Source organism: Streptomyces sp. NPDC053750, assembly GCF_044544295.1.
Taxonomy (GTDB): domain Bacteria; phylum Actinomycetota; class Actinomycetes; order Streptomycetales; family Streptomycetaceae; genus Streptomyces.
In genome coordinates, this window is record NZ_JBITXB010000019.1 from 128,301 (window position 1) to 142,879 (window position 14,579).

11 protein-coding genes are annotated in these 14,579 nt (G+C 71.5%); 1 reads left to right on the forward strand and 10 read right to left on the reverse strand.

What is annotated here, in order from left to right; all coding sequences use genetic code 11:
- Positions 1-100: 100 nt before the first annotated feature.
- The 8 genes from aroB to ACIGO6_RS35430 form a co-directional block, all read right to left on the reverse strand.
- Positions 101-1,744, reverse strand: coding sequence for a 3-dehydroquinate synthase (gene aroB, locus ACIGO6_RS35395; protein ID WP_399883733.1), 1,644 nt, complete (start codon positions 1,742-1,744; stop codon positions 101-103).
- Entirely contained in the window at positions 1,741-2,925 is a 1,185-nt protein-coding gene (gene aroC / locus ACIGO6_RS35400) for a chorismate synthase (RefSeq protein ID WP_399883736.1), read from the reverse strand. Before aroC ends, aroB begins: the two co-directional genes overlap by 4 nt.
- A 207-nt stretch (positions 2,926-3,132) precedes the next feature.
- Positions 3,133-3,972, reverse strand: coding sequence for a shikimate dehydrogenase (locus ACIGO6_RS35405; protein ID WP_399883738.1), 840 nt, complete (start codon positions 3,970-3,972; stop codon positions 3,133-3,135).
- Positions 3,953-5,695, reverse strand: coding sequence for an endolytic transglycosylase MltG (gene mltG, locus ACIGO6_RS35410; protein ID WP_399883740.1), 1,743 nt, complete (start codon positions 5,693-5,695; stop codon positions 3,953-3,955). The genes ACIGO6_RS35405 and mltG overlap by 20 nt, the downstream gene beginning before the upstream one ends.
- Before the next feature lie 127 nt (positions 5,696-5,822).
- Entirely contained in the window at positions 5,823-6,317 is a 495-nt protein-coding gene (ruvX, locus tag ACIGO6_RS35415) for a Holliday junction resolvase RuvX (RefSeq protein ID WP_399883742.1), read from the reverse strand.
- The gene (gene alaS, locus ACIGO6_RS35420) at positions 6,314-8,986 is read right to left on the reverse strand and encodes an alanine--tRNA ligase (RefSeq protein WP_399883744.1); all 2,673 of its coding nucleotides are present in this window, start codon (positions 8,984-8,986) and stop codon (positions 6,314-6,316) included. The genes ruvX and alaS overlap by 4 nt, the downstream gene beginning before the upstream one ends.
- Complete coding sequence (locus tag ACIGO6_RS35425; protein WP_399883746.1) at positions 8,986-9,342, reverse strand: hypothetical protein; 357 nt, start codon at positions 9,340-9,342, stop codon at positions 8,986-8,988. Before ACIGO6_RS35425 ends, alaS begins: the two co-directional genes overlap by 1 nt.
- A 7-nt stretch (positions 9,343-9,349) precedes the next feature.
- Positions 9,350-9,793 (reverse strand): DUF948 domain-containing protein, encoded by a 444-nt coding sequence (locus ACIGO6_RS35430; protein WP_399883748.1) that lies wholly within the window; start codon positions 9,791-9,793, stop codon positions 9,350-9,352.
- A 155-nt stretch (positions 9,794-9,948) separates the two neighbouring features.
- On the opposite strand from ACIGO6_RS35430, the gene ACIGO6_RS35435 reads away from it, so the two are divergent.
- On the forward strand, positions 9,949-12,135 hold the full coding sequence (locus ACIGO6_RS35435; RefSeq protein WP_399883750.1) for an ATP-binding protein: 2,187 nt from the start codon (positions 9,949-9,951) through the stop codon (positions 12,133-12,135).
- A 32-nt stretch (positions 12,136-12,167) separates the two neighbouring features.
- Here the strand turns inward: ACIGO6_RS35435 and rpsD are convergent, their stop codons facing one another.
- Positions 12,168-12,782, reverse strand: a complete 615-nt coding sequence (gene rpsD / locus ACIGO6_RS35440) for a 30S ribosomal protein S4 (protein ID WP_399883752.1) — start codon at positions 12,780-12,782, stop codon at positions 12,168-12,170.
- A gap of 296 nt (positions 12,783-13,078) precedes the next feature.
- On the reverse strand, positions 13,079-14,434 hold the full coding sequence (locus ACIGO6_RS35445) for a replication-associated recombination protein A (RefSeq protein WP_399883754.1): 1,356 nt from the start codon (positions 14,432-14,434) through the stop codon (positions 13,079-13,081).
- Positions 14,435-14,579 lie beyond the last annotated feature (145 nt).

Genomic DNA, 14,579 nt, shown 5'->3' on the forward strand with positions numbered 1-14,579 from the left:
ACCGAACGGTACCGTCCCCGGCCGTCGTTTGGTGAACGGCCGGGGGCGGCCCGAAGTGCCCGTCCCGCAGGGCGAATCGGGCGGAAGGTGCGCCGGGGTACTACTCGCCCACCTCGCCGTAGGCGGCGAGGAGGACGGCCGGGTCGGGTCCCTCCAGGACGGTGGGCTTGGCGAGGCCGTCCAGGACGATGAAGCGCAGCAGGTCGCCGCGGGACTTCTTGTCGACCTTCATGTTCTCGACCAGCTTGGGCCACTGGTCGTAGCGGTAGTGCAGCGGGAGGCCGACCGCTTCGAGGATGCTGCGGTGGCGGTCGGCGGTGGCGTCGTCCAGCCGGCCCGCCAGACGGCCCAGTTCGGCGGCGAAGTGCATGCCGACCGCGACCGCGGCGCCGTGGCGCCACTTGTAGCGCTCGTTCTTCTCGATGGCGTGGCCGAGGGTGTGGCCGTAGTTCAGGATCTCCCTGAGGCCCGCCTCCTTCAGGTCGGAGGAGACGACCTCGGCCTTGACCTTGATGGAGCGCACGATCAGCTCGGCGGTGTGCGGTCCGGCCGGGGTGCGCGCGGCCTGGGGGTCGGACTCGATCAGGTCCAGGATCACCGGGTCGGCGATGAAGCCGGCCTTGATGACCTCGGCCAGACCGGAGACGTAGTCGTTGACCGGGAGGGAGTCCAGGGCGGCCAGGTCGCACAGGACGCCGGCCGGCGGGTGGAAGGCGCCGACGAGGTTCTTGCCCTCGGCGGTGTTGATACCGGTCTTGCCGCCGACGGCCGCGTCCACCATGGCCAGCACGGTGGTGGGTACGGCGATCCAGCGCACCCCGCGCAGCCAGGTCGCGGCCACGAACCCGGCCAGGTCGGTGCTGGCGCCGCCGCCGACGCCGACGATGACGTCGGTGCGGGTGAAGCCGGACTGGCCGAGCGCCTTCCAGCAGTAGGCGGCGACCTCGGCGGTCTTCGCCTCCTCCGCGTTGGGCACCTGGATGGCGATCGCCTCGTAGCCCTGCTCCGCGAGGTCGGCGCGCAGGGCGTCACCGGTCTCGGCGAGGGCCTCGGGATGGATCACCGCAACCCGCTTGGCCTTCGGGCCGATCAGGCCGCCGAGCTCGCCCAGGAGCTGACGGCCCACCAGGACCTCGTAGGGATCGGATCCCGCGGTGCCGCCGACCTGGATCCTCGTCACATCGTTCACCACAGCGTCCTCCGGCCGGGGGTCCGGGGGTTGTCCCCCGGGAATCACAGTCATCTCCAGTGCGTCCAGGGCGGCTTGGGTGACCTGTTCGGGCGTACGGCCGTCGGTGGCCACGACGACCGTGGCGACCTCCTCGTAGAGGTGCCGGCGGGCCTCCATCAGCTCGCGCCACTGCCTGCGCGGGTTGACCGCGAGCAGCGGGCGCGCGGCGTTCAGGCCGGTGCGCTTGACGGCCTCCTCGACGTCCATCGAGAGGTAGACGACGCGCTGTCCGGCGAGCAGGCCGCGCGTGTCCGCGTCGAGGATCGCGCCGCCGCCGAGGGCGAGGACGCCGTCGTGCTCGGCGAGGGCCGTGTGCACGGCCCTCTTCTCCAGGTCACGGAAGGCGGGCTCGCCCTCGTCCACGAAGATCTCGGCGATGGTCCGTCCCTGTGCGGAGACGATGTCCTCGTCGGTGTCCCGGTAACGGGTGCCGAGACGCTCGGCCAGCAGCTGCCCGACCGTGGACTTGCCGACGCCCATGGGGCCGACCAGGACGATCAGCGGCGTGCTCATCGGATGGCCAGGTTGTCGAGGTACGACCGGACGTTGCGGCGGGTCTCGGTCACCGAGTCCCCGCCGAACTTCTCCGCGACCGCGTCCGCGAGGACGAGGGCGACCATCGCCTCGGCGACGATGCCGGCGGCCGGCACGGCGGAGACGTCGGAGCGCTGGTGGTGGGCCTGCGCCGCCTCGCCGGTGGTCACGTCGACCGTCTGCAGGGCACGCGGCACGGTCGCGATCGGCTTCATCGCGGCGCGCACCCGCAGCAGCTCACCGGTGGTCAGACCGCCCTCGGTGCCGCCGGCGCGGCCGGAGGCGCGCTTGATGCCCTCCGGCGTGTTCACGATCTCGTCGTGCGCCTTGGAGCCGGGCACCCGTGCCAGCTCGAAGCCGTCGCCGATCTCCACGCCCTTGATCGCCTGGATGCCCATCAGGGCACCGGCGAGGCGCGCGTCCAGCTTGCGGTCCCAGTGCACGTGCGAGCCCAGGCCGACGGGCACGCCGTACGCCAGCACCTCGACCACACCGCCCAGGGTGTCGCCGTCCTTGTGGGCCTGGTCGATCTCCGCGACCATCGCCTTCGAGGCGTCCGCGTCCAGGCAGCGCACCGGGTCGGCGTCCAGCTTCTCGACGTCCGCCGGGGCCGGGTACACGCCCTGCGGCGCCTTCACCGAGCACAGCTCGACGACGTGGCTGACGATCTCGATCCCGGCCGTCTCCTTGAGGTACGACCGCGCCACGGCGCCCAGCGCGACCCGGGCGGCCGTCTCCCGCGCGGAGGCGCGCTCCAGGATCGGCCGGGCCTCGTCGAAGTTGTACTTCTGCATGCCGGCCAGGTCGGCGTGGCCGGGCCGCGGGCGGGTCAGCGGGGCGTTGCGGGCCAGACCCGCCAGCACCTCCGGGTCGACCGGGTCGGCGGACATGACCTGTTCCCACTTGGGCCACTCGGTGTTGCCCACCATGATCGCGACCGGGGAGCCGAGGGTGAGGCCGTGCCGGACGCCACCGAGGAAGGTGACCTCGTCCCGCTCGAACTTCATCCGGGCACCGCGTCCATAGCCGAGCCGCCGCCTCGCGAGATGGTCCGCCACCATGTCCGTGGTGATCGGCACGCCGGCGGGCAGGCCCTCCAGCGTCGCGACGAGTGCGGGACCGTGGGACTCCCCCGCGGTCAGCCAGCGCAACCTGCTCAACGGTGCTCCTCAGTGCTCGCGCCCCGGATATGCCCTGCGTACGCGTCCTGTGTGCGTACGGCGACGGCGGGTCCGGGTGCGCGGGCCCCGGTCCGCCACCTCCGATCCTCCCACGTCCGGGCACCGGCCCCTGCCGCCGGTCCACCTGGCGGACGTGGGCGCGGACACGGGCCGGCGCCGGGGCTCGCCCGCGGGAAGGGCGAGGCGCTAACGGTCCGCGAGGGCGCGCTCTCCCGCCGTCCGCATGGCGGCGAGCGGGGCCGGAGTGCGCCCCGTCATCTGCTCCACCTGGAGCACGGCCTGGTGGATCAGCAGGTCGAGTCCGCTGACGACGGCACCGCCGTACGCCGACCAGCGGGCGGCGAGCGCGGTGGGCCAGGGGTCGTAGAGCACGTCGAAGAGGGTCGTGGGCATCTCGGGGACGGCGGAGGCGAGCGCGTCGGTGGTGCCGGCCGGGGTGGTGGCCACGACCAGCGGGGCCCTCAGCGCCTCCTCGGCGTCCGCCCAGTCCGCGATGCGGACGTCGACGTCCAGCCGCTCGGCCCAGCCCCGCATCTCGGCGGCGCGCGCCTCGCTGCGCACGTAGACGGCGACCTCGCCGGTGCAGACCCGGGCCAGCGCGGCCAGCGCGGAGGAGGCGGTGGCGCCGGCGCCGAGGATCGCGGCGCTCTCCACCTTCTCGATGCCGTGTTCGCGCAGAGCGGCGACCATGCCGGGGATGTCGGTGTTGTCGCCGGTCCTGCGGCCGTCCTCGGTGAAGACGACGGTGTTCACCGCGTCCACGGAGGTCGCCGTCTCGCTGATCTCGTCGAGCAGCGGGATGACCGCCCGCTTGAGCGGCATGGTCAGCGACAGGCCGGCCCACTCGGGGCCGAGCTCCTCGAAGAAGCCCGGCAAGGCCGCCTCGTCGACGTCGAAGCGGTCGTACGTCCAGTCCCGGAGCCCGAGCTCGGCGTAGGCGGTGCGGTGCAGCACCGGGGAGAGGGAGTGGGCGATCGGGGAGCCGAGAACAGCGGCCCGGCGACGGTCAGTTGCCGGATGCGGCATCGAACTTTTCCTTCAGCTTCAGGAACTCGTCATGCGTCTTGGCGAACTCGGTCTTGTTCACGCCGTCGGTGGCCACGAAGTACATCCAGCCTTCCGACGTGGGGTTCAGCGCCGCCTGCAGGGCCTCTTCGCCGGGGTTGCCGATGGGTCCGGGCGGCAGGCCGGCGTTGGTGTACGTGTTGTACGGGTCCGGGTTGCTGTTGATCTCGGACTCGCTGATACGGATCTCGCTCTGGCCCTTGAGGTAGTTGAAGCTCGAGTCGAACTGAAGTTCCTGGTTGGTCTCGGTGTTGGTGGGCTTGAGCCGGTTGTAGATGACCTCGGACATCTGACGGAAGTCCTGGTGGGTCTTGCCCTCGGCCTGCACCAGGCTCGCCACGGTGAGCAGCTGCCACGGACCGTCGAGGCCCAGGCCCTCGGCCTTCTCCTCCAGTCCGACCTTCTCGTACTGCTCGTTGGCACGTGCCACCATCTGCTTCAGCACGTCCTCGGGTTTCTGACCCTTGGCCGCCGAGTAGCTGGACGGGTAGAGGAAGCCCTCCAAGGGGTCCTTCACGTTCTTGTGGTTCATCGCCCATTCGGGCAGGCCGAGGTTCTTCCACTCGGTCTTGGCGACCTTGGCCGTGGTGCCCTCGGCCACCTCGAGGCGCTTGTCGATGAGCTTGTAGACGTCGACGTTGCGCTTGCCCTCGGCGATGATCAGGTTGCTGCGGCTCTGGGGGCTGAGCAGGAGTTTGACCGCGCTCTCGGCCGACATCTCCTTCTGCAGCGTGTACACGCCGTCCTGGATGCTCTTGCCCTGGGGGTTGCTCTGCTGGGCGGAGATGAAGGCGTCGACGCTCTTCACCACGCCCTTGCGCTTGAGCTCCTGGCCGATGGTCGAGCCGCCCGCACCCTTCGGGATGGTGACGGTCACCGCTTCGCCGTTGCCGTCGCCCGCGAAGTCCGGGGCCGGGCCGAAACGTTCCTGGTAGAACTGGTAGCCGAAGTACCCGACCCCGGCCACGCCTCCGCCCAGCACCAGGCAGACCACGAGGCAGGCGCATCCGTTGCGGCGCTTCTTGGGCTTGCCGCCCCGGCCCCTGCGGTCGCCGCGGTCGCCGTCGTCGCCCTCGCCCTCGTCGTCCGCGTCCCCGCCTGCGAAGAAGGCCTGCTCACCCTCGTCGGGGCCGGGGTCCCAGTCGGTGCGCTGCGGCTCGGGCTCGGTGCGGCGGCGGGCGGGGGGTTCCGGCGGGGGGTACGCCTCCGGCGTGCCGTAGAAGTCGGGCTGCTCCGCGCCGTAGGAGGCGGTCGGCCCGCCGTAGGGGTCCGACGGGTCGGCGGGGTACTGGGGGTGGGACTGCGCCCCGCTTTCCCAGCCGCCGTTGTCGTAGCCCTGCTGGGACATGGCCGGGGAGCCGTACTGCTGCTCGTACTGCTGCCCGCCGTACTGTCCCTGGTCGTAAGGCTGCTGACCGTACTGGTCGTACTGCGGCTCGGGGTGCTGCTGGCCGTACTGGTCGTACTGCGGCTGCGGGCCGTAAGCGGCCTGGCCACCGTCGCCCCAGTCGCCGTACTGCGGCTGCTGCGGCTGCTGCGGCTGCTGCGGATACTGCTGCGGCTGGCCGCCGTAGGGGGACTGCTGACCCGTATGGGCCTGCTGTCCGCCCCATCCGCCGTCCCCGTACAACGGGTCCTCCGGATGCCACGGTTCGGAGCCTGGGCCCCGGCCATACTCAGTCATCGATCCCCTAGAGCCGCGAGACGGTGGTGTGCGCGGCCTGTCATGAGGGCCGGCTTCCGTTCCGCCTCTTGCTGTGCGGTGGCTGTTCGAATGCCGCCGCATCGCGCGGAACGTTACCGTATCGCGATCAGATGACCACTTCGACGCCCTCACCGGGTGGCCTGCCTGACACCCGTTCGGATTCCAGTGCCTGCTGGAGGATGATCACAGCGGCGGCCTGGTCGATGACGGACCGGCCCTTCTTGGACTTCACTCCGGAGGCGCGCAGTCCCTGACTGGCGGTCACGGTCGTCATCCGCTCGTCGACGAGGCGCACCGGGACGGGCGCGATGCCCTGCGCCAGCTCCTGCGCGAAGCGACGGACCTTGACCGCCGCCGGGCCCTCGCCCCCCTTGAGGGAGCGAGGGAGGCCGACGACGACCTCGATCGGCTCGTACTCCTCGACGAGCTGTCGCAGGCGGCGGTGGGCTGCCGGGACGTCCCGGCCGGGGACCGTCTCCACCGGGGTGGCGAGGATCCCGTCGGGGTCGCACGAAGCGACCCCGATACGGGCGTCCCCGACGTCGACGGCGAGGCGGCGGCCCCGGCGCAGCGCCGGGGTGTCCTGCTGCTCGGCGCTCACTTGGCGGTGTCCGCCACGAGGCGCTCGACGGCGTCGACGGCGTCACCGACGGCGGCCGGGTTCTGGCCGCCGCCCTGGGCGACGTCCGGCTTGCCGCCACCGCCGCCGCCGAGGGTCTTGGCAGCGGTGCGCACCAGGTCACCGGCCTTGAGACCGCGTTCGCGGGCGGCCTCGTTGGTGGCGATCACCGTCAGCGGCTTGCCGTTGACCGTGGTGAACAGGGCCACGACCGCGGCCCGGCCGCCCTGGATGCGGCCGCGTACGTCGAGGACCAGCTTGCGCAGGTCGTCGGCGGTGGTGCCGTCCGGCACCTGACCGGTCACGAGGGCGACACCGCGGACGTCCTTGGCGGACTCGGCGAGACCGGCGGCGGCCTGGAGGACCTTCTCGGCACGGAACTTCTCGATCTCCTTCTCGGCGTCCTTCAGCTTGCCGAGCATGGCGGAGACCTTCTCCGGAAGCTCCTCCGGACGGCCCTTGATCAGCTCCTGGAGCTGGGCGACGACCGTGTGCTCCCGGGCGAGGAAGTTGTAGGCGTCCACACCGACCAGGGCCTCGATACGGCGCACACCGGAACCGATGGAGGATTCGCCGAGCAGCTTGACGAGACCCAGCTGGGCGGTGTTGTGCACGTGGGTGCCGCCGCACAGCTCCTTGGAGAAGTCTCCGATGGTCACGACGCGCACGCGCTCGCCGTACTTCTCGCCGAACTCGGCGATGGCGCCCTGCTTCTTGGCCTCGTCGATGCCCATGACCTCGGCCTGCACGTCCAGGTCGCGGGCGAGCACCTCGTTGATCTTCTGCTCGACGTCGGTCATCACGGCCGTCGGCACGGCGGACGGGGAGCCGAAGTCGAAGCGGAAGCGGCCGGGCTGGTTCTCGGAGCCGGCCTGGGCGGCCGTCGGGCCGAGGGCGTCGCGCAGGGCCTGGTGGGTGAGATGGGTGGCCGAGTGGGCGCGGGCGATGGCCGTGCGGCGCCGGCCGTCGATGGCGGCGTGGGCCTTGGCGCCGACGGTGATCTCACCGACCTGGACGACGCCCTTGTGGACGTACACGCCCGGGACCGGCTTCTGGCAGTCGCGGATCTCGACGACGGCGCCCGTGTCGACCTTGATCCGGCCGGTGTCGCCGATCTGGCCGCCGCCCTCGGCGTAGAACGGGGTGCGGTCGAGGACGATCTCCACCTCGTCGCCCTCGGAGGCGGCCGGGGAGGAGGCACCGTCGACGAGGATGCCGACGATCGTCGACTCGCTCTCGGTGTCGGTGTAGCCGACGAAGTCGGTGGCACCGGACTGGTCGGCGATCTCGCGGTAGGCGCCGACACCGGCGTGGCCGGTCTTCTTGGCCTGGGCGTCGGCCTTGGCGCGCTCCCGCTGCTCCTTCATCAGGCGGCGGAACCCGTCCTCGTCCACGGACAGCCCCTGCTCGGCGGCCATCTCCAGGGTGAGGTCGATCGGGAAGCCCCAGGTGTCGTGGAGCAGGAAGGCCTTGTCGCCGGCGAGGACGGTGCCGCCGGCGGCCTTGGTGTCGCTCACGGCGGTGTCGAGGATGTTGGTGCCGGCCTTCAGCGTCTTGAGGAAGGCGTTCTCCTCGGCGAGGGCGACCTTCTCGATCCGCTCGCGGTCGGTGATCAGCTCGGGGTACTGCTGTCCCATCATGCCGATCACGACGTCGATCAGGTCCTTGACGACCGGGCCGGTGGCGCCCAGCAGGCGCATGTTGCGGATGGCGCGGCGCATGATGCGGCGCAGCACGTAGCCGCGGCCCTCGTTGCCGGGGGTGACGCCGTCACCGATGAGCATCACGGAGGTGCGCATGTGGTCGGTGACCACGCGCAGGGAGACGTCCGAGGCGTGGGCGTCGCCGTAGGCGACACCGGTGAGGTCGGTGGCCTTCCTGATGACGGCCATCGAGGTGTCGATCTCGTACATGTTCTGCACGCCCTGCAGAATCATGGCGAGTCGCTCCAGGCCGAGGCCCGTGTCGATGTTCTGGCTCGGCAGGTCCCCGAGGATCTCGAAGTCCTCCTTGCCGATGCCCTCGCCCCGCTCGTACTGCATGAAGACGAGGTTCCAGATCTCCACGTACCGCTCGTCGTTGACGGCCGGGCCGCCCTCGACGCCGAACTCGGGGCCGCGGTCGTAGTTGATCTCGGAGCAGGGGCCGCACGGGCCCGGGACGCCCATGGACCAGTAGTTGTCCTTCTTGCCGAGGCGCTGGATGCGCTCGGCGGGCACGCCGACGACGTCGCGCCAGATGCGCTCGGCCTCGTCGTCCTCCAGGTAGACGGTGATCCACAGGCGCTCGGGGTCGAGGCCGTAACCGCCCTTGTCCTGGGGGCTGGTGAGCAGCTCCCAGGCGTACTTGATGGCGCCTTCCTTGAAGTAGTCGCCGAAGGAGAAGTTGCCGCACATCTGGAAGAACGTGCCGTGCCGCGTGGTCTTGCCGACCTCTTCGATGTCGGGCGTGCGCACGCACTTCTGCACGCTGGTGGCGCGGCTGAAGGGCGGCTTGACGTCACCGAGGAAGTAGGGCTTGAAGGGCACCATGCCGGCCGGGACCAGCAGCAGAGTCGGGTCGTCCGCGATGAGCGACGCCGAAGGGACGACGGTGTGACCGCGCTCCTCGAAGAAGCTCAACCAGCGGCGACGAATCTCGGCCGACTCCATCAGTGGTCCTCATTCCGGTTGTACGAGTACGTCGTCCTGACGTCGACGACGGACTTCGGGTCGTTGCGGTTCTCGATGGCGGCGTAGCGCCTGGGGGTGGGGAGTTCGTGGTCGACGGGGGCGTTCAGCCCGAGCGCGTCGTCCAGTTCGGCCTCCCGCTGGGCCATGTTCTCCCGGACGTCCAGTGCGAAGCCCACCGCCCGGTCCTTGAGCCGGGTGCCGGCGTCGAGGGCCTTGTTCGCCGCGGCCGCGGCGAGGCTGTCGGGGGTCAGCTGCTTGAGCTTCCGGTTGACCTTGGTGGTGGCCCAGACGCCGGCGGCGACGCCGGTGCCGAACCAGAACGTACGGCGGAACATCGCTGGATCAGTCCTTCTTCCGCTTCGTCCGCCGCGCGGACGGGATCGTACGGCCGACGATCACAGTGCGCCGCGGCTCCTTGGCCGGCTGGTCCTCCTTGCGACCGCCGAGTGCCCGGCGCACGCCGTACCCGAACGCCGCGACCTTGACCAGGGGGCCGCCGAAGGTGGAGGCCACGGTGGTCGACAGTGCCGAGGCGTTGGAGGTGACCTCCTGGACGTCGGACGCGATCGCGTCGACCCGGTCGATCTGAGTCTGCGCGGAACGCACCGCCGAGGAGGCGTCGGCCAGCAGCGGGACGGCCTGGTCGGTCACGTCCGCCACGAGCTTGGTGGTCGCCCTGAGCGTCTGGGCCAGCCTCGCCAGTGCGACGGCGAGGAAGGAGACCAGGATCGCCCAGAAGACGGCCACCAGGATCCCGGCCACCTCGCCACCGGACACTGTGTGCACCCGCTCCCTGAAAGACGTGCCTGAACATCGAGAAAGTCGTGCACCGAGCCTATCGCGCCGGGCGTGGAGCTCCGCACCGGATTACCGTCCGCGCACAGTGGAGTCGGGTCCGGCGGTTGTACGCAGTGCATACGAATGAGTACGCTTCGTGTTCCATGCGAGAACTTCGGCGCGACGGCACCCCGCCCGGCAACCTCCCGCTGGAACTCGACACCTTCGTGGGCAGAGCGCCGGAACTCGCCGGGCTGGCCGGGGCGCTGGACTCCGCGCGGCTGGTGACCGTGACCGGGACCGGCGGGGTCGGCAAGTCCCGACTGGCGGCGCGGGCGGCCGCGCGGTGCGCGCCCCGGGACGGGGTCTGGCGGGTGGAGCTGGCGCCGGTGCGCGACGGGGAGTTCGTCGACTACGCGGTCGTGGAGGCGCTGGGCCTGACCGACCACACGACGCGGCTGCCGCGCGAGACACTGCTCGCGCATCTCGCCGAGCGGGAGCTGCTGCTGGTCCTCGACGGGGTCGAGCACCTGGTGGGCGCCTGCGCCGCGCTGGCGAAGGACCTGCTGGGCCGCGCCCCGGGGCTGCGCATCCTGGCGGTGGGGCGCAGGCCGCTGGGGGTGGCCGGGGAGCGGCTGGTTCCGCTGGCGCCGCTGACCTCGGAGGAGGCGGTGGAACTGCTGACCGTCCGGGCGGCGCAGCGGCACGTGACCTACGGGTGCGAGGACGACCTGGACGAGGGTCGCGGGGAGCTGCGCGAGCTGTGCCGGCGCCTGGACGGGATCCCGCTGGCGATCGAACTGGCCGCGGGACGGCTGGGCACGCTGTCGCCCGGCCAGGTACTGCAGCGACTGGACGACCGCTTCCGCCTGCTGACCTGCGAGGACGGCACCGCCCTGCCGCGGCACCGGACGCTGCGTACGGCGATCGGCTGGAGCCATGAGCTGTGCAGCCCCGGCGAGCGGCTGCTGTGGGCGCGGCTGTCGGTGTTCGCGGGGCCGTTCGATCTGGAGGCCGCCGAGTACGTGTGCAGCGGCGGCGGTCTGCCCGCCGAGGACGTGCTCGACGTGCTCTCCGCGCTCCTCGCCCAGTCGGTGCTGACCCGCGAGGAGAGCCCTGCCGGGGTGCGCTACCGGATGCTCGACACCGTGCGGGCGTACGGCGCCGACTGGCTGGAGGCGACAGGCGACGCGGCGCGGCTGCGGCGTCGGCACCGGGACTGGTACGTGGGGCTGGCGACCTGGTGCGAGCTGGAGTGGTTCTCGCCCCGTCAGCGCCAGGTCGCCGCGCGCGTGGACGCGGAGCTGCCCAATCTGCGCAGCGCCCTGGAGCACTGTCTGGCCGACCCGGACGAGGCCCACCTGGGCCAGTACCTGGCCGGCGCCCTGTGGTTCCACTGGGTGGGCTGCGGCCGGCTGTCGGAGGGGCGGCACTGGCTGGAGCAGGCGGTGCGGCTGGACGCCGAGCGGACGGCGGGCGAGCAGTCCCGGCTGAAGGCGCTGTGGGTGCTCGCCTACGTGGCGATCCTGCAGGGCGACATGGTGCCGGCGCTGGCGGCGCTCCAGGAGTGCCGGGAGGAGGCCGAGCGGTCGGCCAACCCCACGGCGATGGCGTACGCGGAGCACCGCACCGGCTGTCTTGCGCTGGTCACGGACGACATGCCACGCGCAGAGACGCTGCTGCGTTCCGCGCTGCACCGCTACCGGGAGATCGGCGAGCTCAACAGCAATGTCCTGATGGGCCAGGTGGAGCTGGCGATGGCACGGGCGTTCCAGGGCGATCTGCCCGACGCGGTGCGGCTGTGCGAGGACGTGCGCCAGGTGTGCGAGGACCACGGGGAGCGCTGGGCCCGGAGCTATGCGCTGTACGTGCTGGCCTACGCGGCCTGGAACGACGGCGAACCGGCGCGTGCCCACGAGCTGCTGGCCGACTGCCTGCGCAGTGCGCACCGCTTCCGGGACCAGCTGGGCTCGGTGCTGGCGGTGGAGCTGCTCGCCCTGGTCACGCTGGCGGAGGGGGACGCCGCCGAGGCGGCGGTGCTCCAGGGCGCGGCCGGGCGGATGTGGCCGTCGGTGGGGCTGCCGCTGTTCGGCTCGGCGCACTACAACGCGCCGCACGAGCTGTGCGAGACGGCCGCCCGGGAACAGCTGGGCGACGAGCGGTACGAGGAGTGCGTGCGGCACGGAGCGCGGCTCGGCCGCCGGGAGGTGGTGGCGCGGGCGCTGCGGCGGCCCGGCGCGCCGGGCTCGGTGCCGGCGCCGCGCGGGGGCGGGCGGCGTGCCGCCCAGGAAGCGCGGACGGCGAAGCCCGCCGCCTCGCCCACCCGGAAGGGCGGGGAGACGGCGGGCTGAGGTACCGCGGGTGTACTGCGCCGGGGCTGGGGTCAGCGGGCGTAGTACTCGACGACGAGCTGCTCGTCGCAGATCACCGGGATCTCCTTGCGGTTCGGCTCACGGTCCAGGCGGAACGCCAGGGCCTTGAGGTTCACCTGGAGGTAGCGCGGGGTCTCGCCGTCGGGGGCGAAGCCACCCTCACGGGCGATCGTGAAGAGCGTCTTCTCCTTGGAGCGCTCGCGCACCTGCACGACGTCGTCCGGACGGACGCGGAAGGACGGCTTGTCGACCTTCTGGCCGTTGACCTGGATGTGGCCGTGGACGACCATCTGGCGGGCCTGGTAGATCGTGCGGGCGATGCCCGAACGCAGGACCAGCGCGTCGAGACGGCGCTCGAGCTCGATGACCAGGGCCTCACCGGTCTTCATGCTGGTCTTGGAGGCACGCTCGTAGGCGCGGACGAGCTGGCGCTCGCTGATGTCGTACTGCGCGCGCAGACGCTGCTTCTCGAGCAGACGGACCTTGTAGTCCGAGTTCTGCTTGCGGCCGCGGCCGTGCTCACCCGGCGGGTAGGGGCGGGCCTCGAAGTACTTGACGGCCTTCGGGGTCAGCGCGATGCCGAGGGCACGCGACTTCTTGACCTTGGGGCGGGACTGGTTCGCCACTGTCTGTGTCTCTTTTCTGAGTTTCCGGCTTGTCAGGGTTGAGGGAGGTCGCATCCGCAGCCGGGGAAACCCGCCTGGTCCGGGTGGGACCTGCCGGGCAGCCGCTCCCCTGGTCTGGGCACATACGTGCAGCACGCGAGTGGCCCACCAACCTCTCCCGGAGCTCCGGGTGGTGGTGGGCTGCCCGCGACACCGATCGACGGTGCGCGACGCTCCTGGAACCCGCTGGGGGTTCCGGCCGGTCGCCCCGTTCTGACTGCACGGGACGTGGCACTCCCCCCGAGTCTACAGGCTGCTCACGGCCGCTTGCGACCGAGGTGCCCCCGGGTCCACTCCACGGCGTCGGCGTACCGCGCCTCGGCGCCGTGCCGGGTCGGCGTGTAGTACGTCCGCTCCTTCAGGGCGTCCGGGGCGTACTGCTGGGCGGCGATGCCCTCCGGCAGGTCGTGCGGGTACACGTACCCCTGGCCGTGTCCGAGCTTGCCCGCGCCCTTGTAGTGGCTGTCGCGCAGGTGCGCGGGGACGGGCCCGGCGAGCCCCTTGCGTACGTCGTCCAGGGCGGCGCCGATGGCGGTGGTCGCGGCGTTGGACTTGGGGGCGAGGGCCAGGGCGATGGTGGCGTGGCTGAGGGTGAGGGCGGCCTCGGGGAAGCCGATCATGGCGACGGCCTGGGCGGCGGCGACGGCGATCGGCAGGGCGTTCGGGTCGGCGAGGCCGATGTCCTCGCTGGCGGAGATCATCAGGCGGCGGGCGATGAACCGGGGGTCCTCGCCGGCCTCGATCATCCGGGCCAGGTAGTGCAGGGCGGCGTCCACGTCGGAGCCGCGGATGGACTTGATCAGGGCGCTGGCGACGTCGTAGTGCTGGTCGCCGTCGCGGTCGTACTTCACCGCGGCCCGGTCGACGGTCTCCTCCAGCGTGGTGAGCCCGATCTCCGTCTCGCCCTTGTCCAGCGCGGCCCCGGCGGCGGCCTCCAGGGCGGTCAGCGCGCGACGGGCGTCGCCGCCGGCGATGCGCAGCAGGTGCTCCTCGGTGTCCTCGGGGAGGCCCACCGCCTCTTTGAGCCCGCGCTCGTCGGTGAGGGCGCGGCGCAGCAGGCCCCGGACGTCGTCGTCGGTGAGCGGTTCGAGGGTGAGGAGGAGGGAGCGGGAGAGCAGGGGGGAGATCACCGAGAAGTACGGGTTCTCGGTGGTGGCGGCGATCAGGGTGACCCAGCGGTTCTCGACGGCCGGGAGCAGGGAGTCCTGCTGGGCCTTGCTGAAGCGGTGGATCTCGTCGAGGAAGAGGACGGTCTCCTTGCCGTACCCGCCGACCGCGCGGCGGGCGCCGTCGATGACCGCGCGGACCTCCTTGACACCCGCGGTGATCGCCGACAGCTCCACGAAGCGCTTGTTGGTGGCCTTGGAGACGACGTACGCCAGGGTGGTCTTGCCGGTGCCCGGCGGGCCCCAGAGGATGACCGAGGAAGGCCCGGCGGGGCCGGCGGCACCCTCGCCGACCAGGCGGCGCAGGGGCGAACCGGGCTTGAGCAGATGCTGCTGGCCGACGACCTCGTCGAGGGTGCGCGGGCGCATCCGCACGGCGAGGGGGCTGCCGGTCGGGTCCTTCTCCTGGCGTTCTTCTGCTGCGGCGGTGAACAGGTCGGGCTCCACGCAAGAACCCTACCGGGGGTCTGGGGGTCGCCCCCCAGAGGGCACAGCACGGCACTGACATTGATGCTGATACTCGGGTTCCGGCGGTCGTGACTCGGGCACTGACTGACGCCCTGCTGGGCTGTCCTTGTGTTGGTCTGTCCGG

Excerpts from the sequence above, each read along its gene's own strand:
- mltG (WP_399883740.1), bottom strand. The coding sequence starts at position 5,695 with ATGACTGAGTATGGCCGGGGCCCAGGCTCCGAACCGTGGCATCCGGAG.
- ACIGO6_RS35405 (WP_399883738.1), bottom strand. The coding sequence starts at position 3,972 with ATGCCGCATCCGGCAACTGACCGTCGCCGGGCCGCTGTTCTCGGCTCC.
- aroB (WP_399883733.1), bottom strand. The coding sequence starts at position 1,744 with ATGAGCACGCCGCTGATCGTCCTGGTCGGCCCCATGGGCGTCGGCAAG.
- ACIGO6_RS35425 (WP_399883746.1), bottom strand. The coding sequence starts at position 9,342 with ATGTTCCGCCGTACGTTCTGGTTCGGCACCGGCGTCGCCGCCGGCGTC.
- ACIGO6_RS35435 (WP_399883750.1), top strand. The coding sequence starts at position 9,949 with ATGCGAGAACTTCGGCGCGACGGCACCCCGCCCGGCAACCTCCCGCTG.
- alaS (WP_399883744.1), bottom strand. The coding sequence starts at position 8,986 with ATGGAGTCGGCCGAGATTCGTCGCCGCTGGTTGAGCTTCTTCGAGGAG.